Annotated in this window: 26 protein-coding genes; 9 read left to right on the forward strand and 17 right to left on the reverse strand. The window is 64.1% G+C overall.

Annotated features, from left to right (window positions below; all coding sequences use genetic code 11):
• Positions 1-21: 21 nt before the first annotated feature.
• From WG900_RS09550 to WG900_RS09575, 6 genes are all read right to left on the reverse strand, one after another.
• On the reverse strand, positions 22-1,311 hold the full coding sequence (locus tag WG900_RS09550; protein ID WP_339966651.1) for a tyrosine-type recombinase/integrase: 1,290 nt from the start codon (positions 1,309-1,311) through the stop codon (positions 22-24).
• A 213-nt stretch (positions 1,312-1,524) separates the two neighbouring features.
• A complete protein-coding gene (locus WG900_RS09555; protein ID WP_339966653.1) occupies positions 1,525-2,523 on the reverse strand; it encodes a DUF4402 domain-containing protein in 999 nt (332 codons plus the stop codon).
• Entirely contained in the window at positions 2,520-5,207 is a 2,688-nt protein-coding gene (locus tag WG900_RS09560; protein ID WP_339966654.1) for a collagen binding domain-containing protein, read from the reverse strand. Before WG900_RS09560 ends, WG900_RS09555 begins: the two co-directional genes overlap by 4 nt.
• A 6-nt stretch (positions 5,208-5,213) precedes the next feature.
• Positions 5,214-6,128 (reverse strand): fimbrial biogenesis chaperone, encoded by a 915-nt coding sequence (locus tag WG900_RS09565; RefSeq protein WP_339966655.1) that lies wholly within the window; start codon positions 6,126-6,128, stop codon positions 5,214-5,216.
• A gap of 54 nt (positions 6,129-6,182) precedes the next feature.
• Positions 6,183-6,536, reverse strand: a complete 354-nt coding sequence (locus WG900_RS09570; RefSeq protein WP_339966656.1) for a hypothetical protein — start codon at positions 6,534-6,536, stop codon at positions 6,183-6,185.
• A 32-nt stretch (positions 6,537-6,568) separates the two neighbouring features.
• Positions 6,569-7,102: a DUF4402 domain-containing protein gene (locus WG900_RS09575; RefSeq protein ID WP_339966658.1), complete on the reverse strand. Its 534-nt coding sequence runs from the start codon at positions 7,100-7,102 to the stop codon at positions 6,569-6,571.
• Between the two features lie 283 nt (positions 7,103-7,385).
• On the opposite strand from WG900_RS09575, the gene WG900_RS09580 reads away from it, so the two are divergent.
• The 4 genes from WG900_RS09580 (at position 7,386) to WG900_RS09595 (ending at position 9,015) form a co-directional block, all read left to right on the forward strand.
• The gene (locus tag WG900_RS09580) at positions 7,386-7,535 is read left to right on the forward strand and encodes a hypothetical protein (RefSeq protein ID WP_339966660.1); all 150 of its coding nucleotides are present in this window, start codon (positions 7,386-7,388) and stop codon (positions 7,533-7,535) included.
• Positions 7,536-7,624: 89 nt separating this feature from the next.
• A complete protein-coding gene (locus WG900_RS09585) occupies positions 7,625-8,494 on the forward strand; it encodes an LOG family protein (RefSeq protein WP_339966662.1) in 870 nt (289 codons plus the stop codon).
• Positions 8,495-8,624: 130 nt separating this feature from the next.
• Positions 8,625-8,780 carry a hypothetical protein gene (locus tag WG900_RS09590; protein ID WP_339966663.1) on the forward strand — a complete coding sequence of 52 codons (156 nt, stop codon included), beginning with the start codon at positions 8,625-8,627 and terminating at the stop codon, positions 8,778-8,780.
• Between the two features lie 112 nt (positions 8,781-8,892).
• On the forward strand, positions 8,893-9,015 hold the full coding sequence (locus WG900_RS09595) for a hypothetical protein (protein ID WP_339966664.1): 123 nt from the start codon (positions 8,893-8,895) through the stop codon (positions 9,013-9,015).
• Here the strand turns inward: WG900_RS09595 and thiD are convergent.
• Genes thiD through glmM form a run of 3 tightly spaced genes read right to left on the reverse strand, consistent with a single transcriptional unit; the run spans position 9,000 to position 11,324 of the window.
• Positions 9,000-9,746, reverse strand: a complete 747-nt coding sequence (gene thiD / locus WG900_RS09600; RefSeq protein WP_417597558.1) for a bifunctional hydroxymethylpyrimidine kinase/phosphomethylpyrimidine kinase — start codon at positions 9,744-9,746, stop codon at positions 9,000-9,002. The genes WG900_RS09595 and thiD overlap by 16 nt on opposite strands.
• A gap of 13 nt (positions 9,747-9,759) precedes the next feature.
• Positions 9,760-9,984: a DUF1272 domain-containing protein gene (locus WG900_RS09605; protein WP_339966666.1), complete on the reverse strand. Its 225-nt coding sequence runs from the start codon at positions 9,982-9,984 to the stop codon at positions 9,760-9,762.
• Complete coding sequence (gene glmM / locus WG900_RS09610) at positions 9,984-11,324, reverse strand: phosphoglucosamine mutase (protein ID WP_339966668.1); 1,341 nt, start codon at positions 11,322-11,324, stop codon at positions 9,984-9,986. The genes WG900_RS09605 and glmM overlap by 1 nt, the downstream gene beginning before the upstream one ends.
• Positions 11,325-11,430: 106 nt before the next feature.
• Between glmM and WG900_RS09615 the strand changes: the two genes are divergently transcribed.
• Complete coding sequence (locus tag WG900_RS09615; protein ID WP_339966670.1) at positions 11,431-12,678, forward strand: dicarboxylate/amino acid:cation symporter; 1,248 nt, start codon at positions 11,431-11,433, stop codon at positions 12,676-12,678.
• A 24-nt stretch (positions 12,679-12,702) separates the two neighbouring features.
• Here the strand turns inward: WG900_RS09615 and WG900_RS09620 are convergent, their stop codons facing one another.
• Positions 12,703-13,884 (reverse strand): N-acetyltransferase, encoded by a 1,182-nt coding sequence (locus WG900_RS09620; protein ID WP_339966672.1) that lies wholly within the window; start codon positions 13,882-13,884, stop codon positions 12,703-12,705.
• A gap of 141 nt (positions 13,885-14,025) precedes the next feature.
• On the opposite strand from WG900_RS09620, the gene WG900_RS09625 reads away from it, so the two are divergent.
• A complete protein-coding gene (locus WG900_RS09625; protein ID WP_339966674.1) occupies positions 14,026-15,078 on the forward strand; it encodes a fatty acid desaturase family protein in 1,053 nt (350 codons plus the stop codon).
• 6 nt (positions 15,079-15,084) lie between these two features.
• Here the strand turns inward: WG900_RS09625 and lptG are convergent, their stop codons facing one another.
• From lptG to WG900_RS09650, 5 genes are all read right to left on the reverse strand, one after another.
• Complete coding sequence (lptG, locus tag WG900_RS09630) at positions 15,085-16,182, reverse strand: LPS export ABC transporter permease LptG (protein WP_339966675.1); 1,098 nt, start codon at positions 16,180-16,182, stop codon at positions 15,085-15,087.
• Positions 16,172-17,413 carry an LPS export ABC transporter permease LptF gene (lptF, locus tag WG900_RS09635; protein WP_339966677.1) on the reverse strand — a complete coding sequence of 414 codons (1,242 nt, stop codon included), beginning with the start codon at positions 17,411-17,413 and terminating at the stop codon, positions 16,172-16,174. Before lptF ends, lptG begins: the two co-directional genes overlap by 11 nt.
• Before the next feature lie 152 nt (positions 17,414-17,565).
• Positions 17,566-17,946 (reverse strand): ATP-dependent Clp protease adapter ClpS, encoded by a 381-nt coding sequence (gene clpS, locus WG900_RS09640; RefSeq protein WP_339966679.1) that lies wholly within the window; start codon positions 17,944-17,946, stop codon positions 17,566-17,568.
• Positions 17,947-18,106: 160 nt separating this feature from the next.
• Positions 18,107-18,898 (reverse strand): phasin family protein, encoded by a 792-nt coding sequence (locus WG900_RS09645; protein WP_339966680.1) that lies wholly within the window; start codon positions 18,896-18,898, stop codon positions 18,107-18,109.
• A gap of 127 nt (positions 18,899-19,025) precedes the next feature.
• Positions 19,026-20,921, reverse strand: coding sequence for a PHA/PHB synthase family protein (locus tag WG900_RS09650; protein ID WP_339966681.1), 1,896 nt, complete (start codon positions 20,919-20,921; stop codon positions 19,026-19,028).
• Between the two features lie 140 nt (positions 20,922-21,061).
• On the opposite strand from WG900_RS09650, the gene WG900_RS09655 reads away from it, so the two are divergent.
• From WG900_RS09655 to WG900_RS09665, 3 genes are all read left to right on the forward strand, one after another.
• Positions 21,062-22,261, forward strand: coding sequence for an LL-diaminopimelate aminotransferase (locus tag WG900_RS09655; protein WP_339966683.1), 1,200 nt, complete (start codon positions 21,062-21,064; stop codon positions 22,259-22,261).
• 154 nt (positions 22,262-22,415) lie between these two features.
• On the forward strand, positions 22,416-23,123 hold the full coding sequence (locus WG900_RS09660; RefSeq protein ID WP_339966684.1) for a winged helix-turn-helix transcriptional regulator: 708 nt from the start codon (positions 22,416-22,418) through the stop codon (positions 23,121-23,123).
• Positions 23,113-23,922: a crotonase/enoyl-CoA hydratase family protein gene (locus WG900_RS09665; RefSeq protein ID WP_339966685.1), complete on the forward strand. Its 810-nt coding sequence runs from the start codon at positions 23,113-23,115 to the stop codon at positions 23,920-23,922. The genes WG900_RS09660 and WG900_RS09665 overlap by 11 nt, the downstream gene beginning before the upstream one ends.
• 272 nt (positions 23,923-24,194) lie before the next feature.
• Here the strand turns inward: WG900_RS09665 and WG900_RS09670 are convergent, their stop codons facing one another.
• Both WG900_RS09670 and WG900_RS09675 read right to left on the reverse strand, forming a co-directional pair.
• Positions 24,195-25,376 carry an aromatic ring-hydroxylating oxygenase subunit alpha gene (locus tag WG900_RS09670; protein ID WP_339966686.1) on the reverse strand — a complete coding sequence of 394 codons (1,182 nt, stop codon included), beginning with the start codon at positions 25,374-25,376 and terminating at the stop codon, positions 24,195-24,197.
• Between the two features lie 75 nt (positions 25,377-25,451).
• On the reverse strand, positions 25,452-25,829 hold the full coding sequence (locus WG900_RS09675) for a VOC family protein (protein WP_339966687.1): 378 nt from the start codon (positions 25,827-25,829) through the stop codon (positions 25,452-25,454).
• Between the last annotated feature and the right edge of the window lie 2 nt (positions 25,830-25,831).

Below are 25,831 nucleotides of genomic sequence, written 5' to 3' on the forward strand. Positions count from 1 at the left end.
ATCTCGCAAAGAGCCGAATGATTATGCCGACGCCATCAACTCGCCGACATTATCGGCAACGCCGGAAAGCGATGGTGCGGCGAACCGGCCCCAAGCATCCATCATGGCGCGGCGCATATCGCGCAGGTCGCTGCGCAGATAGGCTTGCTCGGTCGCAGTGCCGACACGGTGCGCCAGCGCCATTTCAGCCACCATCGCGGGGATTGTCGGCATCAGTTCAGCCGCCCAGTCACGAAAGGCAGACCGGAAGCCGTGCACCGACTCCGATCGCCCAGCCGTGCGCAGCGCCTTGGTCAGCGACATATCGGACAGCGCACCGCCGCGCAGGCCCACAAAGATCAGGCCCGCGCGCAAATCCTTCGGGGTGAATCGTTCAAGCAAGGCAACAGCGGCAGCGGACAAGGTGACAACGTGCCCTTCATTCATTTTCATGATCGCGGCTGGACGGGTCCAAGTCCCCGCCTTCAGATCGATTTGCTCCCATGTTGCCTGCCGGACCTCGCCCGAGCGCGCGGCAGTCAGCAACGTGAAAAGCATAGCAGCGCGGCTGGCAGTCAGATCCTTGCCCAGTTCGCCTGCGACAAAATCGGGCACCTCGGCAAAGGGCATCGCAGCGAAGTTGCCGCCGCGCGCTTGCTTCGACAGGCCCGAGCGCAGTTCACGCGCATCAGGCAAGGCATCCTTGCGCCAGCCGCGCGCCTTGGCAAAGGCAAGCACCTGGGCAATTCGGCTGCGAACCTTGCGGGCCATCACCGGCTTGTCATTCCAGATCGGGGCCAGCGCGCCGATAACCTCGGCACTGCCGATCGCATCAACCGGCAGCTTGCCCAGCTTGGGCACGGCATGATCCTCTAGCGATGCCTTGAACGAGGCCGCCGTGCGATCAGCCCAGCCGCGCCCCAGCGCCTTGTGCGCCTCGGTCACAGCCTCGGCAAACGTCGGAATTTTCACGCGCTCGCGGTCCCGCTCGGTTGCAGGGTCAATTCCGGCCTTCGCCAGCTTGCGAAGTGCCGCCGCCTTTTCGCGGGCCTCGGGCAGAGTGAGCGTTTTGCGCAACATGAGCGAAGTGTCTGCGAGCCGGTTCTCGCCAGCAAAGGACTCTCGGCCCAGCCCGTCCAGATCAACCGCACCTAGGCCGATATCCCGGCGGCGCTTTCCAACCTGCACTCGCAATACCCAATTCTTTGCCCCGGTTGGCGCGCAGACAAGGGCTAGTCCGTCACCGTCCTGAAAGGTCGCCTTGCATGGCTTCCCATCCTTGCCCGTTCCCGGCTTGGCGCTTTTCACTTTCAAGACTGTCAGCTTGCCCATGCTTCCCCACACCTTTCCCCACACTTCTAGTGTGGTTCTGGGTGCCCGTCAATGCACTGCTATGCTCTTGGGTTGCATAAACTCCTGCAATACAGCTAGTTTCGCGCTCGACTGTAACCATGCATGGACAAGAGTTATAATCCTCGCGGGGCATCCATTTTTCCGGACATCATCGGCACCCATTCCCGCGCCTGCGGATGCTCCCGCGCGTGTTCAGTTGTAGGCGACCGTCACGCTGAAGGTTCCGCTGTAGACCTGCGAGGGCGTGCCTGAGGTCAGGGGAAAGCTGCCACCGACATCGAACGACAGGCTTCCCGCCGAACCGAGCGCGCCGGACAGCACCTGTACGCCGCTGAGCGAGGGAATCGTGGTAACGGTGATCGCGTTCGCTCCGCCGGTCATGGTGAAGGTGGACGGCAACGATATCGAAACCGCCTGGCCGCCCTCGCCGCTGACCGCAAAGCTCGCGGCATCGGGCGCGGGCGTGCCGAGCGCCGCCGTGCCGTTGCCGGTCACCGTGACCACGCCGGTGGTTGGCGCAAGGCTGACCGTGCCGCTGCCCGTGCGCGGCAAGACGATGCGACCAAAGGCGAGGTTGGCGCTGCGGGTGAGGGCGATGCCGCGGAACACCTGCGCGATAACCGAGCCAGACCGCGAATTTGGAGCCCCGCCGTTGGTCCTCGAGATGGTCACGACCATGTTCGACGTGGCGGTTCCAGTCATTCCAGCCGAATTGTTGCCGTTGATCGGCAGATCAAAGCCAATCCAGAAGGTCTTCGAGGAATTGCGGCCGACCGGGCCGATTCGGAACGAAATCGCACTGCCTGTGCCGGGCGCCTGGGTGATCGTTGCCGTGGCGCCCGATGTCGAAACGGTAAAGTTCTGCAGCGCCGTGGCACGTCCCGTCGGCGCGCCGGTCACCGTGATGGTCAACTGGGCATTGGCGGTGTTGCACGCATTCTGGTTGCCGCAAGCCACCGTGACCAGCGAGCGCACGCCGGAGGATGACAACCGCACGGCGTTACCGGAGAGCTTGGTCACCGTACCGGTCGCTGCACTGGTTCGGAACACCGACACGCCGGTCGGCGCGGCGACTATGTTGCCGTAATTTCCGGTGGCGATCGAGGTGACCGTGAAGGTCTGCGCCTGTGCAGGGGCGCTCCAGCCGATTGCGGCAAGCAAGGCCAGAATGGCGAGACGCAGCCAACTCATTTCGCCGCCTTCGCGTCAAACCGGGCCTCGCCGGCAAGCTGGACCGTGCGCCCGTCGCTGCCGATCCGGACCGAGGCCGGGCCGGTAAGGGTCATGCCCAGCCGGGCAGCCTGCTCGGGATCAAGCGCGATGCGGTAGGTTCCCGGCTTCACGCCATCGAACACGGCGGTGCCGTCAAATTCGGTCTTGCCGGCAATCGGCGCGCCGGTTTCGGGGATCAGGCGCAAGAGCACTGCGGAAAGGCCGGTCATGGTGCCGTTGAGCTGGCGGAAATTGACGCGGAAGACAACTTCCGAAGTGGGCACCAGCGGATAGAGGATCGTCGCGACATGGCCCGCGCGCGGAGCCAGAACCACGTTCTGCGGCGGCGCGGTGACAAAGCCGGCGTCGGCATCAGAAATGTCAGCGCGCAGGTTGGCGCTGCCGCCGTCGCCCAGCCCGGTGATAAAGGCGCGGCCCTGCGCGTCAGTCATCGTGGGCCGCGCCGCGCCTTGCAGCGCCACCCCGGCGACCGGCTTTTCGCCCGAATCGAATTGGCCATTGGCATTGTCATCCTGGAAGGCGAGGAACGAGGCGCTGCCGCCGTTCGCCGGTCCCGGCGGGGTGACCCGGTAGCCGCCGCGCACCGGATCGAACGCCAGCCCGAAGTTCAGCTGCACGCCGATCCGCCAGTTGCGCTGGCCGGTGGACCAGCTTCCGCCCAGCGTGGCGTCGGCAAAAGGCAGGCCCGCGGTGATGCCAGCCTCGAAGGCAGTATCTCGGCTGGCGAACGAGCGCATCGCGCCCAGCCGGAAGCTCGCCGAATCGCCCAGCCTGCGGTCCACGGTCACGCCGAAAGTCTCCAGCTTGGAGCGCGGCGCCAGCGAATAGTCTGCCGTGGCCCGCAACTGCCACTTGTAGGCGATGAAGCGCATGGCAGAGATATTGCCGGTCAACTGCTCGCTGATCCCGCCAGAACCCGTCTGGCGGCGATAATCTGTTCCGAGTGCGATGAGCGTGCTGGCAATGCTCGCCGTAGTGCGCGCGCGGGCGAGGAAGGTCGTGCCGCCATCGGCATAGTGAGCCCGGCTTGCCATGGCCGAGATCGGCAGGCGGCTGTGCCCCGGCAACGGCAGCGCGAAATCGAGCGTCAGTTCATCGAAACGCTTCATCGGGCGGTTGAGGTCCCATGCCGAATTTGTCTCATCATTGAAGCCGCCCGAATATTCGGCGTGACGGCCGACGAAACTGATTCCGGCCAGCTCCCCCGCCGCTGCCAGCGACAGGGCATTTCCGCCTTGCAGATCATGCGCGAAATCGCCCTGCACCGCCATGCCGAGCAGCGCCGTGCGCAGGCCGGCGGTAAGCACGTCATGGCGGTGGCCGATATAGTCGCGGTAGATGCCGAGCCCGGCATTGACCGTCAGCCCGGCCGACACCCCGTGCGTCACGCCTAGCACCGCGCGCAGGCTGCCGCGCGCTTTGTTGCCGAGCAGCCCGCCGTCGCTGCCCAACGAAATCAGCGCCCGGTCCTGCACGACGATGCCGGCATCGATCACCGTCTGGCCGGCGGCAAGCTGCCCGCCGCCGACGTTGATCACGCGGACCTGCTCGTCCCGCTCGCCGCGCGGGCCATAGAGCACGATGCGCACGATGTTGCGCCCCCGGGTCAACGCGACCTGCCGGAACTCATAGCGGCCCAACGTGGCCGAGCCCTGCCGCCCGCTGCGCAGGACATCGTTGATATAGAGTTCGACATCATAGCCCAGCGGCAGTTCTCCGCGCAGGTCGATGTGCTGGAAGACGCTGCTGTCCTCGATCCGGGCCGAGGACACCACGAACCCGGCGCCGCCCTGGCTGCGTGGGCCGAGCGCCAGCCCCGGCGCATAGACATCGCCTGCCGCCGCATAGGTCGCGCCCAGCGGTAGAGCGCCCTCGGCGCTGCGCCGCGTGGCGGTGATCCGGGCTGAGGCGGGCTTGCCGGCTTCATCGGTGGCAAACCAGCCGGAAAAGCCGGTGCGCGCCAGATCGCCCGACATGCGCGCCTCCAGCCGGGTGACCGCATGGCTAAGACTGCTGTCCGCGCCAAGCTCTAAGCCGAAATCGAACGAGGGCAGGCTGGCCCAGCGATAGGGGGTCTGCACCCGCAGCACGTCATCGGGCGCGCCCGTTATCGCGCCCAGCCCGGCCAGCCGCGAAGCGCGTTCGCGGCGCGCTTCCAGCGGTAGCTTTTCGGTCGCTGTCAGGGTCAGCGTCATCTCGCTTTCAGAGGCGGCAATGCGCAGAGGCAGCAGTTTGGCGACGAGCGAGGCACGCAGGTAGATCTCGGTCGGGGTGACCTTGCGATCCGGCGGAACCAGCGCGATGACCTGTCCGCCGATCAGCGCCTTGCCGGCGGCGAGGTCGATGGTGATCGAACGCTGGTTTTCGCCCAGCCGGCCAGTGACCATGCCGCGCGCCGGCTGCACATCCAGATTTATCTCGAGCAGGCGTGACAATTCGCCTAGCGGCAGCAGCGGGTCGGCAGCGTCACCATAGGCGCTCAGCGATTCGGACAGCGTCGTGCCGCTCAGCTGCACTTCATAGAGCAACAGCTGATCAGGCTCCGCCGCGGCGGATGCTTGTTGTGCCTCTGCCGCAGCTGCAACCGGAAGAACGGTCGCCAGCAGCAGCATCAAAGCATGGAGGATGTTTCGACCAAACATCCAGGTTCAGGGAGCGGTGAAGCTCCCTGCCGCCAGCGCCGCGCCGGGCTTTGCTTCGTCGGCGAAGTAGGTGACGGTCACCATCTCGCCCTTGCGCAGGGCGCGGTCGAGAGGGACTTCGGCGAGGCGTTCGCCAATTTCGGGATAGACGCCAAGGCCACGCACCTTGCCGATGACGGTCGTGCCCGAACGGATTTCGATATTGCCGTAAAGCGAGGCGCTGCCGCTGCGGCGGATCGGCACGGTCAGGACCGGCTTGCCCTTGACCTCAGCGGTGCGCATCGGCCCGAAAGCGGCGGCAGCGGAAACCCCGCCGGTGCGCACGATCAGCGGGATCGATACGCCAAAGATCGACTGGATGCGAAGCACCAGTTCGCCGCGCTGGACAGCGGAGGCCTGTTCGGCGGTCAGCCCGCTGTCCGCCGGCGGCACGGTGGTGACAGTCAGGTGCGTGCGGTATTCCGCCGCTGCCACATCGGCCGGGGCGCTGGCGCGCAGACGGATCGTGCGGCCTTGCCCGGGGGGCAGAGTCAGGCGGCTTGGCGCGGCGAGCAGCAAGGGCTTGGCCGACTTGACCAGCGCAGCCGATGCAGCCGCTTCGGGGCCTTTTTCGGCGATGCGCGCCATTGGTACGATCTCGCCGCTGGGCAACATCGCATTATCGATCAGCGCGACATCGACCGTGACTTCGGCGGTGCCCTGGTTGAACACGTAGACCGCATCGGCGCGCTTGTTGCCTTCGAAGATGACGCGGCGCGGGGTGACATTGATGTCGGCCGCGCCGCTCACCGGAGCAGCTGTCGCCGGAGGGGCGGCTTGCGCCATCACGGGGGCGGCAGCCGAGATTGCGGCCATCGCGGCGGAAACGCACAGCAGGGCCTGCATCAGCTTGTGTGGGCTCGTCTGGCTTGTCTGGTTCATGTCGTGAAGCCCCGTTGGAATCTTGTGAATCGACGGACCGGAGGACCGGCCCGCTTAATTGAATTGCGCAAGGAACAGCAGGTTCGCTTGGCCTTGCGGACCCGGCGCGCCGCCGGCGCGGCCCAGCGACACCGGATAGGTATCGGTGGACAGGATCACCGCATCTCCGCCGCGCACCGCGCTGGTCAGCGACACGGCATCACCCGAGCGGCCCGAGAGGAACACGCTCGACACCGCAGAAGTCAGGACATTGTAGGCAATGCCGCTGCCAACCGGCTGCTCGATCACCACGCTGCCTTGTGCGGAAGCACTACCTTCCTGCGCGAAGGCAGCATTGGCCTGCGCGAAGGCGGGCGCCCCCGAAAAAGCGGCAAGGGCGGAGGTCAGGAGCATTGCTTTCTTGCGCATGGGTTCCGTCCCTCCGCCCTTGCCCTGGTCGATCAATTGTACGCGACCGTGACGTTGAACGTGCCGGTGTAGGCACCGCTCGCCTGCGTCGAGGGCAGGTTGAAGCTGCCGCCGAGGTTCAGCGTTGCGCTGCCAGCCGCGCCGAGCGAGCCCAAGAGCGTCACCTGGTTGGTTGTGGTGTTCCAGTCAGGAGCGAGGGTCACGGTGATCGTGTTGGCGCCATTCGACAGGTCAAAGGTCGCCGGCGAGGTGACGTTGACAACCTGCGCGCCTTCGCCGCTCACGCCAAACACGGCATGGCTGGTGGTCAGGCCGCTGAGCACAACCGCTCCGTTGTCGCCGACAACTGTAGTGCTGTTGTTGGCGATCGACACCGTGCCAGTACCCGAACGGGGCTGGACGACGCGGCCGAAAGCAAGGTCGGTTGTCTTGGTCAGGGTCAGCGGACGAATGATCGTCACCGAGCCGCTGGCCGTATCGGTAGAAGTATTTGCCGCCTGGGCAAAGGCCGGGCCGGCAGCCGCAAGGCTGCCCAGCGCCAGCGCGTAGGCTAGTGTCTTCTTCATGGATTTCGTTCCCACCAGTTGCTGGATTGCAGGTGCAATCCGTTGCATTCATTCGGAGGGGAGCAGCCTTTCTTCCCGGTCAAGAAAGTGACGACTGCACCCCGCCATGCAATGCCTTTCGCCATTCAGCGCAAAGCCATGCGGGTTTGCACCTAGGTGAGAACCGTGAGGGAATGGTTAATATTGTCCACAATCATACAGTTGCGGCATTTGCTTTTTACACTTGCAACATAAGCGCCGTCATTTTTGTGCAGCATGGTTTTGGCATTGTGTGGACATGGACGTGACCAACTCCGCTTCGCGCTTCGACTGGATCGCCTGGTACGCCGCGATCCCCGGCATCCCTGCTGACTGGCCCGCGCCAGCTGCCATTGAGGACGGGGGTGATGACACCTTTGATCCCGACGACTGGCCCCAGCTCAGGGCTGCCTGACAGAGATTCTCCTGCCGGTCGCCGCTACGGAAAGGCCGCGAGCTGTCGCGCCCTTTGACAGCGGCGGCGCGAGGGCCGAAAAGGGGCTAATGACAGATACAGATGACAAGCGGCTCACAAGACGCCGTTTCTACAAGGCGGAACAGGAAGCCGGCTTTGCCGAGACCCATTTCACCGCCACCCCGCAAACCCTGAGTCCGAGCTACAAGCTGGCCTTCACCGACAACGATTTCCTTCTGCGCGAGGAGCTTCGTCCGGTGCGCTTTCAGCTGGAGTTGCTGAAAACGGAAATGCTGATGGAAGAGGCCGGCATCGGATCGATGCTGGTCTGCTATGGCTCGGCGCGCATTCCTTCGCCCGAACAGGCAGCGGAACTGGTCGAAAATGCCCCCGAAGATCGCAAGGCCGTGGCCGAAAGCCTTGCTGCCAAGGCCAAGTATTACGACGTCGCCCGCGATCTCGCCCGTATCGCCAGCGAAGCCGCCATCGTCGAGAAGGGCATGCGGCAGTTCGTCGTCTGTTCAGGCGGCGGGCCTTCGATCATGGAAGCGGCCAATCGCGGCGCGGCCGAAGCTGGCGCCGAGACCATCGGGCTCAACATCGTCCTGCCCCATGAGCAGGCGCCCAACCTTTACGTCACCCCCCGCCTTGCCTTCCAGTTCCACTACTTCGCGCTGCGCAAGATGCACTTCCTGCTCCGCGCCAAGGCGATCGCGGTGTTCCCGGGCGGCTACGGCACCTTCGACGAGTTCTTCGAGCTGCTCTGCCTGATCCAGACCGGCAAGATGAAGCCCATCCCGATCCTGCTTTACGGCAAGGAATTCTGGAGCAAGGTCGTCAACTTCCAGGCCCTGGCCGAGGAAGGCGTGATCAATGCCGAGGACCTCAAGCTGATCTCGTGGGTGGAAACCGCCGAGGAAGGCTGGGATGTGATCCGGGATTTCTACGACCTGGGTTGAACGGGAGCACCGCCGCGATGCCTCCCACATCGATAACCTATACCTGCGTGCACCACGGCGGCTTTCTGGACAGTTCGGGCAAGGCGCTGGCGTGCCGCGCTTGCGGCCGGATCTATCCCGCGCAGGGCGCATGCCGGTGCTGCTCCCCTATCCGGATCGGCATATCGACACCACGCGCAAGGCCTTGCTGGCCGAGCGCATGGCGCTGGCGCTGGACCAGATGCGCGCTAATGCTCCCGGACTGCGCCGCATTCGGAATCGAGGAGACGCGCGAACTTGGCGCTGAGGGAGCAGCGTTCAAGATCCGGCTGGGCAAGTCCGGACGCGCAATGATGGCCGAAGCAGACTCCTGCCGGTTGGTCGAAGCGCTCGTTGTAGAAATCGACGGAACTCGGTGCGTGGATGAGATTCTCGCTGAAACGAGCGGAATTGGGCCGGACAGCGAAGCCCTGATCGTGCTCGAAGAACTGCTCGAAACTGGCCTGATCGAACTGCCCGGCGTAGATCAGCGCACCGCCTGATGCCCCAGCGGCCCGTGCCCTGAACCAAAACCCGGTGCAGCGATCAGCGCGGCGCGGACGAACCGGCGCGCGCCTTCCACGGCATCGACCAGCGGTAGGCCCTGACCCAGCAGCGTGGCAATCGCACTGGCGAGGGTGCAGCCGGTGCCGTGGGTGTGGCGCGTCTGCACCCGCATCCCGCGCCAGATGCGCTGGTCCTCGCCGGGAATAACCAGCCGGTCCTCGACCTCAGGACCATCCGCATCGCCGCCCTTGGCGAGATAAGCGATTCCCCGCGCCGCTATTCCAGTATCACCGCCGAGCGCCAGCAGTTCGGGCACGTTCGGCGTGGTCAGCGTCGCGAGCTTCATCAGCCGTTCGAACGCCGCGATAGTAGCGGCGTCCGCCAAGGCCGCACCGCTGGTGGCGATCATCACCGGGTCGAAGACCACCGGGACGTTCGCGCTTTCGAGGAGGTCGGCAACGGCGTGGGCGATCTCGGGCGAACCCAGCATGCCGATCTTCACCGCGTTGATGCCAATGTCACTGGCGCAAGCCTCAATCTGGGCGACAACGAGATCGGGTGACAGAACTTCGACCGCGCTCACCCCCAGCGTGTTCTGCGCGGTGATCGCGGTAATCGCGGTCATGGCATAGCCGCCGAGCATGGTGATCGTCTTGATGTCAGCCTGAATGCCCGCGCCGCCCGACGAATCGGAGCCGGCGATGGTAAGGATGCGGGGAGGAGGGATCAGCCCCCCAACTTCAACCACGGAACTTCCGCTCGCTCGAAGGCGGGTTCTTCTCCTGCAGCTTCTTCGACCGCGACGGCCGGTCCATCAGCTCACCGCCGCAATTGGGGCAGTGATCGTCGAGCGCGTCGGCGCATTCGGCGCAGAAAGTGCATTCAAACGAGCAGATGAACGCGCCGGGCGCTTCCGCCGGTAAGTCGCAGCCGCACTTTTCGCAATCGGGGCGCATTTCAAGCATCAGGCGGCGGCCTCGCTGACGGCATCGCAGATCGCAACGACGACCTGTTCGACCTCACCCGCATCATCGCCCTCAGCCATGACGCGGATCACCGGTTCGGTGCCCGAGGGACGGATGACGAGGCGGCCTCGGCCGTTCAATTGCGCCTCGGCCTCAGCGATCACCGCCTTGACCTTGGCATCGTCAAGCGGCTTCCCGCCAGAGAAACGCACGTTCTTCAGCAGCTGCGGCACCGGATCGAACAGGTGGAGCAGTTCGCTTGCCTGCTTGCCCGACTGGACCAGCGCGGCCAGCACCTGCAGCGCTGCCACGGTGCCATCGCCGGTTGTTGCATGATCGAGCATGATCATGTGGCCCGACTGCTCGCCGCCAACGTTGAAGCCGCCGGTCTTCATCCGTTCGAGCACGTGGCGATCACCCACCTTGGTGCGTTCGAGCGTCAGGCCCTGCCCGGTGAGGAAGCGTTCCAGACCAAGGTTCGACATCACCGTCGCCACCACGCCGCCGCCGCGCAAGGTTCCGCTCGCCGCCAGCCGGCTGCCGATCAGCGCCATGATCTGGTCGCCATCGACCGTCTGGCCCTTTTCATCGACGACGATCAACCTGTCGGCATCGCCATCAAGCGCAATGCCGATGTCCGCGCCGCTGGCGACCACGGTTTCCTTTACGAGGTTGAGGTGCGTCGACCCCACCTTGTCGTTGATGTTGGTGCCATTGGGCGTGACACCGACCGCGATTACTTCGGCGCCGAGCTCCCAGATCGCCGAAGGGGTCACCTGATAGGCCGCACCATTGGCGCAATCGACGACGATCTTGAGCCCGTCGAGCCGGACGTTTTCCGGCACCGAACCCTTCACCGCGTGGATATAGCGCCCGCGGGCATCCTCGATGCGGCGAGCGCGGCCGATCCTGGCGGCGTCGGCCAGGGGCTGATCCTCACCCAACAGAGCTTCGATCGCCAGTTCGTCTTCGTCCGACAGTTTGAAGCCATCGGGGCCGAACAGCTTGATGCCGTTATCCTCGTAAGGGTTGTGACTGGCCGAGATCATCACGCCCACATCTGCGCGCAGTTCGCGGGTGAGGAGCGCAATGGCAGGCGTTGGCAGCGGGCCAGTAAGCACCACGTCCATGCCTACGCTGGTAAAGCCGGCGACCAGCGCATTTTCCAGCATATAGCCCGAAAGCCGGGTGTCCTTGCCAATGACCACGCGGTGGCGGTGATCGCCGCGCAGGAACCGCGTTCCCGCCGCCTGGCCAACCTTCATCGCAATCGCCGCCGTCATGACACCGGCGTTGGTCCGCCCGCGAATCCCGTCCGTGCCGAAATACTGCCTAGCCATGCGCAACACTCTCCAAACCTGCGTTTCCCGCCGCAGCAACCATGACAAATTGCCATGGCGCAAGCAGTCGCTAATGTCACCCCGGCACAACGGATATGGGGCGATAATGGACGCGGCGAAAACGGCATCGGGCTTTCCTGAAATAAAGGTTCCGGCGGGGCTTACCTTTGCCGGGCTGGTGCTGGGGTTCCTTGCCGGGCTGGTGTTTCAGGGAACCTCGCTGGCAGAGCCCTTGCTCAAGTACGGCGGGCTGGCGGGCACTTTGTGGCTGCGCGCCCTGCAGCTGACCATCGTGCCGCTGGTCATCGGACTGGTGTTCACTGGCATCTCGCAGACGCTGGCGGCGGCGAACGGCGGCAAGCTGGCGCGCCGCGCGGTGGGGTTGTTCTTCGTCGTTCTGCTGATCAGCGGCACCATGGCCGCACTGCTCGTGCCCGCGCTACTCACCGCTTTTCCCATTCCCGAACGTGCGGCGGCAGCGCTGAGCGGCGGGGCGGCCACGGCGGGCGACGTCCCCGGTTTCGCCGAAGTGCTGAAGGCGATGATGCCCGAGAACATTTTCGCCTCGGCCGCAAGTGGAGCCATGCTGCCGATCGTGCTGTTTGTCTCGGTCTTTGCCGTGGCAACGACGCGCATCGCCGCCGCGCCGCGCGCGCAGCTGAACCAGGTGTTCGAAGGGCTGGCCGCTGCGATGATGGTGATGGTCGGCTGGGTGCTGAAACTGGCCCCCATCGGCGTTTTCGGCCTCGCCCTGCCACTCGCCAGCAGCGGCGCCGACGCCATTGGCGCGCTGGCGCACTATGTCCTGATCGTCAGCGCAGCGGGCCTTGTCGTGCTGCTGGGCGGTATTTTGCTAGCGCTGACGCTGGGCGGACAGAAGGTGGACACCTTTTTCCGCGCTATGACGCCGGTCTATGCCGTCGCGCTGTCCACCCAGTCCTCTCTCGCCAGTTTGCCGGCCATGCTGGCGGCAACGCGCAAGTTGGGCGTGCGCGAGGCGACCGCCGATTTCGTCCTGCCGCTGGCCGTGGCGATCTTCCGCGCCACCAGCCCGGCGATGAACATGGGCGTGGCGACCTATGCCGCTTACCTGACCGGCACGCCGCTTTCGCCGCTGGTTCTGGGCGCGGGCGTGCTGGTCGCCTTCCTCGTCTCGCTGAGCTCGGTCTCGCTGCCCGGAACGCTTAGCTTCGTCATCTCGGTCGGCCCCATCGCCAATGCTATGGGCGTGCCGATTGCCCCGCTGGCGCTGCTGGTGGCGGTGGAAATGCTGCCCGACATCATGCGCACGCTGGGCAATGTGACGCTCGACGTGGCGGCGACCGCAACGGTAGACCGCCGGCGCGGGGACTGACGGAGACCCCGCCTCGCAGCCGGACTACAGCGCTTTTTCGTAGATGTTGTAGGTCTTGTTGATCTTGCTCTCGATCGTCTCGGCAATCGCGACCATTCCCTGGTTGTCTTCCAGGATCCAGCCGATCTCGCCCCGCTTGCCGTTGTAGTGCTTCACGGCGTTGCGGCGGATATATTCGATCATCATGAAAGCGAGCTGGCTGGCCATACGAGACGACTGCAACCGCTTTACAACGCCCATGAGCGGCACACGCATGTCGGCATTCTTCGGCTTCCACAGCCACAGCGCCAGCTTCAGCCAGCCAAGCAGCGTTGGCTTGCCATTTGGGCGCACCACTTCCTTCTGGACCTGATTGAGGTCAGGCAGGGTCATCATGAAGGCGACCGGTTCGCCGTCGTATTCGGCGATGTAGATCAGGTCCGCCTTGCAGATCGGCTTCAGCTTTTTTGCGGTATAGGCGATCTCGTTTTCGGTGAAGGGGACGAAACCCCAGTTGTCCGACCAGGCATCGTTGAGGATGTCGCAGATGATCTTCACCTCGCGAGGGAACTGGGCGAGATCGACGCCGCGCACCTTGATCCGCGCGTTCTTTTCGCCTGACTGGACGATACGCTGGATCAGCTGGGGAAATTCGCGCTTGATGTCGAGATCATAGGTGTGAAGCTGCTTGGCAAGGCCATAACCCGCGCCTTCGATCCACGGCTGATAGCGCGCGTTCTGGTGGCCCATCATCACCATTGGCGGGTGATCGTGGCCCAGCACGAGCTGGCCCGGTTCTTCCCAGACCGAAAGGTTCATCGGCGCGAGCACCTTGGTCATGCCCTGTTCGCGCAGCCAGGCCTCGGCCCGCTGGATCAAGGCTTCGGCAACCTGCGGATCTTCGGTTTCGAGCGCGCCCCACAGGCCGGTACCGGGGCCCATGCCCTGGTCCAATGGCTGGGTCAGCGCCAGTTCATCGATATGCGCCGATATGCGGCCGACGATCTGTCCGCCGCGTCGCGCCAGAAACAGCTGGACGCGGGCATGTTCGAAAAAGGGATTTTCGCCCGGAGTATACTTGCCGATCTCCTCACCGCGCAATTGCGGCACGTAGTTCGGGTCCGCTGCATTTATCCGATAACCGTAATCGACAAAGTCCGCGATCCCGGCCTTGCCCGAGACCGGAGTGATCACTAGTTCGCCGGGAGTCTGAGAACCTGCCGCCACATTATTGCCTTTGCCGTAGGATTGGAGAACAACCGGAGCCGGACCTGCGTTCGGTCCCGATACATGTCAAGCCGCACCGCAACAGTCCAAACGCGCCCGGCAGGCCTTTAACCGTGGAATTATGGCATGAATGCGCCTGAAATGACCATTACCAAGATCTCGGCGATCCCCGACGACAAGGCCATGCTGCGCGCCGCGGTAGAACTGTCGCGCGACATTTCAGCAGCCCGGCCCGAAATCTACTGGCCGGACATGCTGCTGTCCGCACTGATCGGATATGGCGCGCTTTACGGTGCAATCGTGACCGCGCTGGCGGGTGATCCGACGTGGATGGTGGCCGGCCTGGGTCTGCTTTCGGCGCTGGCTCTCTACCGCGCGCTGCTGTTCATTCACGAGCTGACGCACATCCATGAAACCGCGCTACCCGGCTTCCGTTTCACGTGGAACCTGCTGGTCGGCATTCCGATGCTGATCCCCAGCTTCATGTACGAAGGCGTCCACACGCTGCACCATGCCCGCACGCGTTACGGCACGGCAGAGGATCCCGAATACCTGCCGCTGGCGCTGATGAAGCCGTGGAGCCTGCCGGTGTTCCTGCTGCTCGCGGTACTGCTGCCCATCGGCTTGTTGATCCGCTCGGCAGTTCTGGTGCCACTAGGCGTGATCATTCCGCCGCTGCGCCGGCTGGTGTGGGAGCGGGCGAGCTCGCTGTCGATCAACCCGGATTTCCGCCGCCGACCCAGCGAAGGTTTGTTCAGGACGATGGTGTTCTGGCAGGAACTGGGCGCCAGCGTCTGGGCGCTGTTCCTGCTGTGGAGCGCCGCCACGTGGGACTGGCGGCCGCTGGCCGTGGCCATCGCGGTGATCTCGCTCACCGCCGTGCTCAATCAGATTCGCACGCTGGTCGCGCATCTTTGGGCGAACGACGGCGATCCTATGACGGTGACCGGGCAATACCTGGATTCGGTCAACGTCCCCCCGCCCGGCGCACTGGGCGAGCTGTGGGCGCCGGTTGGTCTGCGCTATCACGCGCTGCACCACCTGCTGGCCTCGGTCCCGTACCATTCCTATCCCGAAGCGCACCGCCGGCTGATGGCGCACCTCGGGCTGAAATCGACTTATGACAAGGCGAATTACCGGGGGCTGTTCCCGCTGGTCGGCAAGCTGGTTTCGAGCACGATGGTGAAGCGCTGAGGCGCGCTACTCTTCGGTCCTGACGAGGACGGTTTCGCCCACCAGGGCAAACAGGAAGAACGGCGTCCAGGCGGCGATGAGGGGCGGATAACCGCCGAAGTTGCCGATGGCGATGGCCGCATTGTCGACGACGAAATAGAGGAAGCCGAGCGCCATCCCGATGACGCCGCGGATCAGCAACTGGCCCGAGCGTGCCAGTCCGAAGGCGGCGACCGAGCCGAGCAGCGGCATCAGCACGGCTGACAATGGCCCGGAAATCTTGTGCCACCACTTGCCCTCAAGCTCGCTGGTGCGCCGCCCCGCCGCCTTCATCGCGGCGATGGATTCGGTCAGTTCAAAGATGTTCTCGGCATCGGGATCGACCTTGCTGATGGCGACCTGACCGGGGGTCACGTTTGGCGCGACGACGACGGTACCAAGCTGGCTGACCTTCGCGCCCTTGACGTCGAATTCGACTGCGTTTTCCATCTTCCAGCCCGGTGCGGCAAAGGTCGCTCGCGGGCTGCGGATCTGGCCCTGCACCATGGTCGTCGGATCGCGGCGGTACCACGTGACTTTGGTCATCACCATTTCGCTGCCGCGCCCGGTGAGCGACGAGGCCATGAGGATATTGTCGCCATCGCGCAGGTAGACATTGGCCCGCCCGCCCCCGGCACTGGGCACCGCGCCATATTCCGCCGCCTGCCATGCCTTCAGCGTCGCGGTGGAACGGGTGACGACGCGTTCGTTGAAAGCAAAGCTGATCAGCGCCACAACCAGCGCGCTGAGCAGCAGCGGTGCGAGGACCTGATGCGCCGAGAGCCCTGCCGCGCGCATCGAGACGACCTCGCTGTTCTGGTTCAGCGGCCAGAAGGTCAGCAGCGTGGCGAGGAGCACCGAATAGGGCAAGAACCGCGCCATCAGCTGCGGCACGCGCAGGGTGACATAGGTCCACAGCTGTGCCTCGCCATTGCCGGGCTTGGCAAGGATGGCACCGCTTTCGCCCAGCAGGTCGAGCATCTGCAAGACCAGCACCAGCATGATCAGCACGGCAATGATGCGCGTGATGAACAGCCGCGCCAGATAGAGTGTCAGCGTGCGTGACGGAAACAGATCAAGCCGCATGACCAACCTCTTCGCCAAGACCGGTCAGCTTGCGCGCCGCCGGGTGCCGTTTGAAGAAGGCGACAATCTTTTTGCCAAAGCCCTGTGCGAACTTTTCAAGCGCGCCGATCGGCTGGCCGCCCGGAACATAGGCGATGCGCCAGTACATCCACAGGATCAGCGCCGAGAACAGCGCGAAGGGTGCCCACAGCGCGATCAGCGGACTGACATCACCGCGCGCTGCGGCGGCGGCGCCCGATTCATTGATCTTGTGATAGGCAACGACCATGACGATTGAGACGAACAGGCCGAGCGCCGAGGTCGATCGCTTGGGCGGCACGGCAAGCGCCACCGCCAGCAGCGGCATCAGCAGCATCATGACCACCTCGACCATGCGATAGGAGAAGCTGGCCCGCACCTGTGCCCGTTCAAGCGGCGGGGCATCAGCCACCCAGCCGATGCGCAGCAGTTCGGGCAGGATATATTCGCGCTCCTTGCCGCCGCGCTCGCGAAAGCGTTCAAGCGCGGGCAGCGGGATCGGCAGGTCATGGCGCGAGAACGTGAGGATGCGCGGCGTCATGCCGGGGCTGTCCTGCACGATCTGCCCGTCGGTGAGGCGGAAAATGATCGTATCGGGCTGGTCCTGCAGCGCGAGGAAGCGGCCTTCGCGCGCCGAAATGGTCAGCACTTGCCCCTTGTCATCCGAAAGGCGGGCAAAAATGCCGATCAGCTGGCGGCCGTCCTCACGGCTCTGTTCGATGCGCAAGGCCAGCTTGTCCGCCAAGGTGGTGAATTCGCCAACCTTGATCGAAGCGCCGAGCGCACCGGTCTTCAGCTCGAAATTGAGCTGTTCGTAATAGTAGCGCGCCATCGGCTGCAGGTACGACACGTTGAGGAAATTCACCGCCGCCAGCGTGATTGCGATCATGTAGGGAACGCGCAACAGGCGGGTATAGCTGAGCCCGACCGCACGCATGACATCCAGTTCGCTCGAGGTGGCAAGCTTGCGGAAGGCGAGCAGGATGCCGAGCAGCAGCCCGAGCGGAATCGCCAGACCGGCATATTCCGGCAGCAGGTTCGCCAGCATCTTGAACACGACCGAGACCGGTCCGCCCTGCAGCGCGACGAAATCGAACAGCTTGAGCATCTTGTCGAGGATCAGCAACGATGCCGCGACAAGGAACACCCCGCACATCGGCATCAGCACGAGGCGGAAAATGTAGCGATCAATTGCGGGGATGGATTTGAACAAAAGTCCCGGCCGGTTGCAGTTGGCAGCGTGGCTTCCTGCCTAGGTCATGCCGGGGGGGCTGGCAAGCGGCGTGCGGCCCGCTGCGGCCGGATCGACCTTATTCAGGGTATTCAGGCCTTTTCGGGGGCGTTCAGGACCCTTTTCCGCAGTGTTCAGGCCTTTTCCAACGTGCACTGCAGCGGATGCTGGTTCTGCCGGGCGAAATCCATCACCTGGTTCACCTTGGTCTCGGCGATCTCGTAAGGGAAAATGCCGCAGACGCCGACGCCCTTCTGGTGGACGTGGAGCATCACCCGCGTCGCCTGGTCCATGTCCATGTGGAAGAAGCGTTTGAGCACGATCACCACAAATTCCATCGGCGTGTAATCGTCGTTCAGCATCAGCACCTTGAACTGGCTGGGCTTTTGGGACTTGGCCCGGGTCTTTGTGGCCAGGCCGATCTGCGAGCCGCCATTACCGCCGCCCGGGCCTGAATCGTCGTCATCCCCGGAACGAGGCGAAAGGACGAGCATAGGGGCAAACGGAACGATCATCGAGTAAGGATACCGTAAATGGGGCAGGGCGGGCAAGATGCTGCGCAAAGTTGAGACGGCGAACGGGCCGGACAGCGCTATGGCTGTCCGGCCCGCTGGTTCGGTCCGGCTTACACTTGGGAGAGGAGGGCCGGCCCGGAAAGCTGAAAGCCTGCCTGGATCAGGCGGCCTTCGAAACCTTTTCAACTGCCAGGCTTACGCGATTCGAGATCGGCGCGAAGCTTTCGTTGGCGAGCTTGAACATGGCTTCGGTGTTCTTCGAACCGGTCGCAACCGCAGCGTCGAACGAACGGCGCAGCATTTCCGACTGGAACTTGAAGAAGTCGGCCGGCGACTTGACTGCGGCCATTTCCTTGACGTCAGCGGTCATGGTTTCGAACGCGGTCTTGCTTTCGGCAATGATTTCGCTGCCCAGCGCCTTGGCGCCTTCTGCGAAGATCTTGCCCGATTCGACGACGGCTTCAACGTTGCCCTTGGCGAATTCGGTCGCTTCGCCGGCAGCCGAAGTGCTCTTTTCATAGGCCGACTTGGCCTTTTCCTTGAGCTCGGTGAACGCCGTCGAAACAGCGGCAGTGAAATCGGTGGTGGCGGTCTTGGCCATGATCTTATCCTTGAGCACGGAGAGAGGAGGAGTTCCGCTTTTCGCGGGCGATTTGCGCACCGGAGCCTTGGCGGCGACTGGTGCGGTCTTGAGGGGTTTGGTCTTCACGGTCGCAGTCTTCACCACCGGGACAGGCTTGGTTGCCTTCGCAGCCTTGGGTGCCTTGACCGCCTTGGGGGCGGGGGTGGCAACCTTGGCGGCGGGCTTCGGCGCCTCGACCTGTTCCGCCATCGGAGCGGGGATAGGGTCGGCGGGCGCCAGTTCGGGCAGCACGACCGGCGTTTCTGCAGCGGCCTGGGCGTAAGCCTTTTCCGCGGCGTCGAGCGATTGCGTGTCGGTTGCTTCAGCCATGTTGCCTGCTTCCGTTGGATCGGTTTGAACCATTTGCTGCAGTGCACAATAAGTATCGCGCAGGCGGATGTCAATATTTATTGTGCAGTGCAACAAATGCCCGCTTCACAAGCATCGGCGCGGGCCGTTAACGCGTCATGACATAGCGCCCGGGTGCGTCCTCGATTCCCGGATCCCCTTTGCCACCGGGCGCGCGCTTCCCCTTGGCGGGAATGCGCGCACTGTCCTGCTGCTCGATCCAGCCGAGCCAATGGCCCCACCACGATCCGGGATGTTCCTCGGCCCCGGCGACGAAGTCGGCAAGCGTGTCGCCCGGCTCGGGGTTGGTCCAGTACTGGTACTTGCCCGAGGACGGCGGGTTGACGACCCCGGCGATGTGGCCCGAGCCGGCAAGCATGAAGGTCCACGGACCGCGCAGGTGCCGGGTCAGCATCCAGACGCTTTCGGGCGGGGCAATGTGATCCTCGCGCCCGGCCTGGATGAAGCATGGCACGGTGATTCGCGTCAGATCAATCGGCGTTCCGTTTGCGCTCAGCGCATCGGGGACGACCAGTTTGTTGTCGCGGTAGAGGTCGCAAAGGTACTCGTGGTGCCACTTGGCCGGCAGGTTGGTGGTATCGCCGTTCCAGTGGAGCAGGTCGAAGGCCGGGTATTCCTTGCCCAGCAGATAGTTGTCGATCACGTAGTTCCAGATCAGGTCCGAACTGCGCAGCATGTTGAACGTGGCGGCCATGATCCGCCCGTCGAGATAGCCATCGGTGGCCAAGGCATTGGCGGCGCTGATTTGCTGATCGTCGATGAAATTGCGCAGTTCGCCGGCATGGGTGAAATCGACCTGCGCGGTGAAGAAAGTGGCGCTCTTTACCTTTTCGCCCTCGCCCCGGCGGCACAGCACCGCCAACGTGGCGGCGAGCGTCGTGCCGGCAACGCAGTAACCGATGGTGTGGACCGAAGCCACGCCCAGCCGCTCGCGGACGTGGTCGATCGCCTCGATCTGCGAGCGGATGTAATCGTCCCAGACGACATCGGCCATCGACGCGTCGGCCGACTTCCACGAGACCATGAAAACGGTGAGCCCCTGCTCCACCGCCCAGCGCACGAAGCTTTTCGCCGGGTTGAGATCGAGGATGTAGAACCGGTTGATCCACGGCGGGAAGATCACCAGCGGCACTTCCAGCACGCTTTCCGTAGTCGGCGAATACTGGATCAGTTGGAACATCGGCGTTTCGAACACGACCTTGCCCGGGGTCATGGCGATGTTGCGCCCCAGTTCGAAGGCATCGGGATCGGTATGGGTGAGCTGCCCCTTCTTCAGGTCGGTGAGCAGGTGCTCCATCCCCTGAACAAGGTTTTCGCCCTTGGTCTCCAGCGTGCGTTCAAGCACGACCGGGTTGGTCAGCGGAAAGTTCGCCGGGCTCAGCGCCTCGGTCAGCGTGCGGGTGGCAAAGCGGAGCTGCTCCTTGCGGTCAGGCTCCAGCCCCTCGGCCTTGTCGGCCAGCTGGGTGAGCTGCTCGGAAAACAGCAGATAGGCCTGATGAATCAGCGCGAAGACCGGCTGTTCACGCCAGCGCGGGTCCTTGAAGCGACGGTCGGTGCGGGGTAGCTCAGGCCCGGCATCATCGTTTGGCTTGCCGCCGGTGAACTGGCCAAGCACGCCTTGCCACAGCTTGACGCTGTCATCCCACATGCGGCCCTGCGTTTCCGCATCGGCGAAAGGCATCTTCTTGTACCAGCCCTCGACCATTTCGAGCCACGTGGCCGGATCAGTCACCTGCTTGGGCGGATTGGCGAGCGACAGGTCGGGCCGGAATGCGAGCAGCTTGTCCTGCATCCGCTGCATCACGCTGGCCCATTGGGTGAATTCGGCCGGATCGGTGGCGAGCGGCGTGGCGGGAGGGGCGCCGGCAAAGCTGGCGAACCGGCCCAGCATGGCCTGAGTCGCCTCGGCCTGCATTTTGAGCATTTCGGCAAAGGGATCGCTACCGCCCGGTTCGCCCGGCTTGTCGCTGCTGCTATCGCCCATGATTGCCTCGCCCAGTTATGCTGCACTGCACAATTACGCGGAGGTAGCGCGAACCGCAATCCCGCATTTGCCTTGGCGGCGATAATGCAGCAAAGCGACATTTGCGGCAAATCCGCCGCGAGCAACGGAATTTCGAGGTCATGGAAGAAGAGTTCTACCGCATCAAGCGCCTGCCGCCCTATGTCATCGCCGAAGTGAATGACATGCGCGCCGCAGCCCGCGCGGCGGGCAAGGACATCATCGACCTCGGCATGGGCAACCCTGATCTGCCGCCGCCCCAGCACGTCATCGACAAGCTGTGTGAAGTTGCGCAGAAGCCTTCGGCGCACGGCTATTCAGCCTCTTCGGGCATCCCCGGCGTGCGCAAGGCACAGGCCAATTACTACGCCCGCCGTTTCGGCGTGGAGCTTGATCCGGCGACCGAAGTTGTCATGACGATGGGTTCGAAGGAAGGCCTTGCCAGCCTTGCCACCGCGATGACCGCGCCCGGCGATGTCGTGCTTGCGCCGAACCCCAGCTATCCGATCCATACCTTCGGCTTCATCATTGCGGGCGCGACGATCCGTTCGGTGCCGACCACGCCCGACGATAAGTACTGGGCCGCGCTGGACCGCGCGATGGCCTTCACCGTGCCGCGCCCGTCGATTCTGATCGTCAACTATCCCGGCAACCCGACGGCCGAGACGGTCGACCTCGCTTTCTACGAGCGGCTGGTGGCCTGGGCGAAGGAAAACAAGGTCTGGATCCTGTCCGACCTCGCCTATTCCGAGCTCTACTACGACGGCAACCCAACCGTTTCGATCCTGCAGGTGCCCGGCGCCAAGGATGTGGCGGTGGAATTTACTTCGATGTCGAAGACCTTCTCGATGGCTGGCTGGCGAGTCGGCTTCGCGGTAGGCAACCCGCGCCTGATCGCCGCGCTCAAGCGGGTGAAGAGTTACCTCGATTACGGAGCGTTCACGCCAATCCAGGCAGCAGCCTGCGCGGCACTCAACGGCCCGCAGGACATCGTCGAGAAGAACCGCGAGCTCTACCAGAAGCGCCGCGACGTGATGGTCGAAAGCTTTGGCCGCGCCGGGTGGGAAATCCCCAGCCCCAAGGCATCGATGTTCGCCTGGGCCCCGCTCCCTCCCGCGCTCAAGGAAATGGGCAGCCTGGAGTTTTCAAAGCAGTTGCTCACCCATGCCGATGTCGCGGTGGCACCGGGTGTCGGATACGGCGAGGATGGCGAAGGCTTCGTCCGCATCGCCATGGTCGAAAACGAGCAGCGGCTCCGTCAGGCAGCGCGCAACATCAAGCGCTATTTGTCCACAATGGGGGTAAATAGCTCGGCCGCATGATGGCGGAACATGGTTAATAGATTTGGGATTCCCGTGTCGCTGACAGCGTCTTCAGGGGAATCCCGATGCCATGGGCGCAGGATCCTGTTAGGCAGACTACCGTTTCCGGCGCGGCACACCATGCCGCGTACGGCAGGGCAAGACGTGCCTGACAATGCAGCGCTTCGGCTGGATCTGCGATGAGCCGCTACCTGCAGACTGGGACTTGCGGCAACGCGGCTGGCTGCTGGTCGAAGGTGATGATGCCGCCCCCTATCCTGCTCTGCTAAGCGATACGCAGCAGGCCCGGTCGATCGCGGCCCGGCGCCAGCGAGCGCAGGTGGTCCTGATCGGCATCGACGACAGCACCGAACGGGCAGATTGGCTGCGTGAGGGTTTTGGCGAAGTGCTACCGGCCAGGGTTTCCCTGAGCGAACTGGAAATGCGCGCCCTGCGCGTGCGCCTGGCCGCCGAGGCTGAGCCTCGCCGCAGTCGGCACGGCGCGCTCGAGCTCGACCTGCTCCTGCGCAAAGGCACCGTGGACGGGCGGCGGCTGGGATTGCACCCGCGCGAGTTTTCGCTGCTGTGGCGGCTGGCGCAGACCCCGGGTCGCTCGGTCGCACCGCAGGACCTGCTTGGCGAAGTCTGGCAGATGAGCTTCAAGCCCGAGACCAACAGTCTTGCCGTCCACGTTTGCCGACTGCGCGCCAAACTGGCCTCCGCAGGGTTGGGCAGAATCGTCTCGACCACGCCCGATGGCGGCTATGCGCTGTCACCCGAGCGTGATGGACCCGACCCGCTGCGACGCAGGCTTGCGGAAGGCCGGGATGCGCTGCAATCAGGCGCGGACCCCAGCGTCCGGAAGAACCTGCATGAGACATGACCTGCCGAGCAATGACCGTATCGCTTTCGCCCTCGCAGCGGACGGTGTCGGCCACCTGAAGCTCGCCCGCGCGGACAAGCTCAACGCGCTCGACTCGGCGATGATCGAGGCGCTGCTTGCCGCGGGTACCGCGCTCCATGACATGCCGGGGCTGCGCTGCCTCGTCCTGTCGGGCGAAGGGCGCGCATTTTGCGCCGGACTGGACCTCGCCTCGATGGCATCGGGCCTCGCCAATGCGGGAGACCTTGCCGCGCGCACCCATGGCAATGCCAATTCCTTCCAGCAGATGGCGATGCAGTTCCGCAAGCTACCCGTACCGGTCATCGCCGCGATTCACGGCGCGTGCCTTGGCGGCGGTCTGCAGATCGCCGCCGGGGCCGACATCCGCATTGCCGCCCCCGATGCCAAATTGAGCGTGATGGAACTGCGCTGGGGCATCGTCCCCGACATGGGTCACTTCGCCCTGTGGCGCGGACTGGTGCGCCCCGACCTGCTGCGCGAACTGACCTATACCCACCGCGAATTCAGCGGCGAGGAAGCATTGGCCATGGGTTTTGCCACCCGCTGCGACGCCGACCCTCTGGCCTGCGCCATGGCCCTTGCCACTGAAATCGCCGCCAAGAGCCCCACCGCGATCCGCGCTGCCAAGGCCCTGTTCGCCCGCAGCGATGATGAGGCGACCGACGCTATCCTGCTGGCGGAAGCCATCGAACAACAGCGTCTGATCGGATCACGCAACCAGATCGAGGCGGTAGCCAGCCAGATGGCCAAGCGGCCTGCGGATTTTGTCGATCCTTGAGAGCCACTTGACTGATGCACTCATATGCGCGCGGCTAGCCCGTCGACTCATCAACCCTTTGCTGGCGCTGAAGTATTGAGCCACACCGCGTCTAGGGAAGACGAACTTCGCTCTCGGAGGGCTAGCTGGATCCGACCGTCTGGCCTGCTGTTGCTGCTGGCCGGGCTGGTAGGAGTGGCTTTTTACGGAAGCACTCGCTTTGCGGGACTTTCCGTACTTGGCGGGCTGATTGTTCTCATTGAGCCTAACATAACTCGGCGAAGATAGTTCGGCTAATCCCGCTGCGCCCGCAAGGCCTCCACCCGCAAGCGCACCTGTTCGTTGAGGTGGCGGCAGAGCATTTCGTGCTCTTGAAAATGGATCACGTCGACCGCGCCGGAACCAAGGCCGCCCTGCCCGGCCTCAATCACACCGCGATCTTCGGCGTGGACGTCGCGGACCGAGGCCATGTTGAATTCGCGCGCGAACCGCGTTGAGGCGTCGGTCGCGCGATTGGGCCAGTAGAAGCGGATCACGCCGCGCGTCTTGTTGACGCTGACGGGATAGATCGTGTGGGTGAACACGTGGCTGGCAAGGCCGAGCACGAAGGTCGCCGGGAACAGTTTGAAATCGGTCTTGCGCGGCGGAAAGCCATCGCGTCCTGCTGCCCTGATGCCGCGCTCCATCGCCATGCGCAGCACCGGCGGCAACACCGGCGGTTCGGGATTGCGCCACAGCGTTTGCCCCCGATGCGCACCGGAAAAGCCGTAATGCGTGGGATAGGCCAGCGGGTTGTCCGGCCCGATTGCCGGGGCGCCGGTGCGCGGGTGGATGAATTTCAGGTGGTAGTTTTCCTGGAAATTGTCGACGTAGATCTTCCAGTTGGCGTCGATCTCGAACACGTATTCGTCGAACTCCACCGTGCGCGACAACGGCAGTTCCTCCAGCTCGTCGGCAATCGCGCCGAGGAATTCGCGCAGGCTTTCCTTAGGTGGCTTGGCGAAGTTGACGAACAGCAGCCCGGCGCAGCTTTCCAGCGCAACCTGTTTCAGCCCGCAGGCGCTCTTTTCCAGCCCGAAGCGTTCGAATTCGGGCGCGGACAGCAGCGCGCCGTCCAGCCCGAAGGTCCACATGTGATAGCGGCACGAAAAGGTCGCGCGCTTGCCTTCGGTGTCATCGGTGAGCTGGGTGCCGCGGTGGGTGCAGACATTGTGGAAGGCACGGACTTCGCCGTCGCGCCCGCGGACGATCAGCAGCGAGGCGCGCGCATATTCCAGATCGCGGCGGATGAAGCAGCCGGGTTTCGGCACTTCGCAGGCGTGGCCGACGTGAATCCATTCGGCCTTGAACACCGCCTCGCGCTCGTCCTCGAACCAGGCGGGGTCGTGATAGACGCTGGCATCGATCGGCCCGGAGCCGAGGCGCTTTGCCGCCTCTTCCGGGGTGAACATTTCCAGCGCTGGACGTTTCGCCATGGCCTGCTCCCTTGGAAAGGAGCCTGCCACAGCGACGGCGCGTTCAACAGCGCCGATCGTCCAGCCCGGATGCCCTCAGCCCCGCTTCATCGCGCAGAGCTTGTTCCCATCGGGATCACGCAGGTAGGCGAGGTAAAGCTTGCCGAAGCCGCCTTCGCGCCAGCCCGGAGCATCCTCGATCGATGTGCCGCCGTTCGCCACGCCAGCCGCGTGCCAGGCATCGGCCATTTCCGTGCTGTCCATACCGAAGCCAATGGTGCAGCCGTTGCCGACCGTAGCCGGCTTGCCATCGATCGGCGGGGTGACGATGAACACGCCGCCGTTGTGCATGTAGACCGTGCGGCCCTTTTCGTCAGCGAAGCCGGGCTTGCCGCCGATCGCCGTGAACAATGCATCGTAAAACGTCTTGGACTTCGCCGGATCATTGGTGCCGACTGTGTTGTGCGTGAACATAA

Origin of the sequence: Novosphingobium aquae (assembly GCF_037572715.1) — a bacterium.
GTDB lineage: Bacteria > Pseudomonadota > Alphaproteobacteria > Sphingomonadales > Sphingomonadaceae > Novosphingobium > Novosphingobium aquae.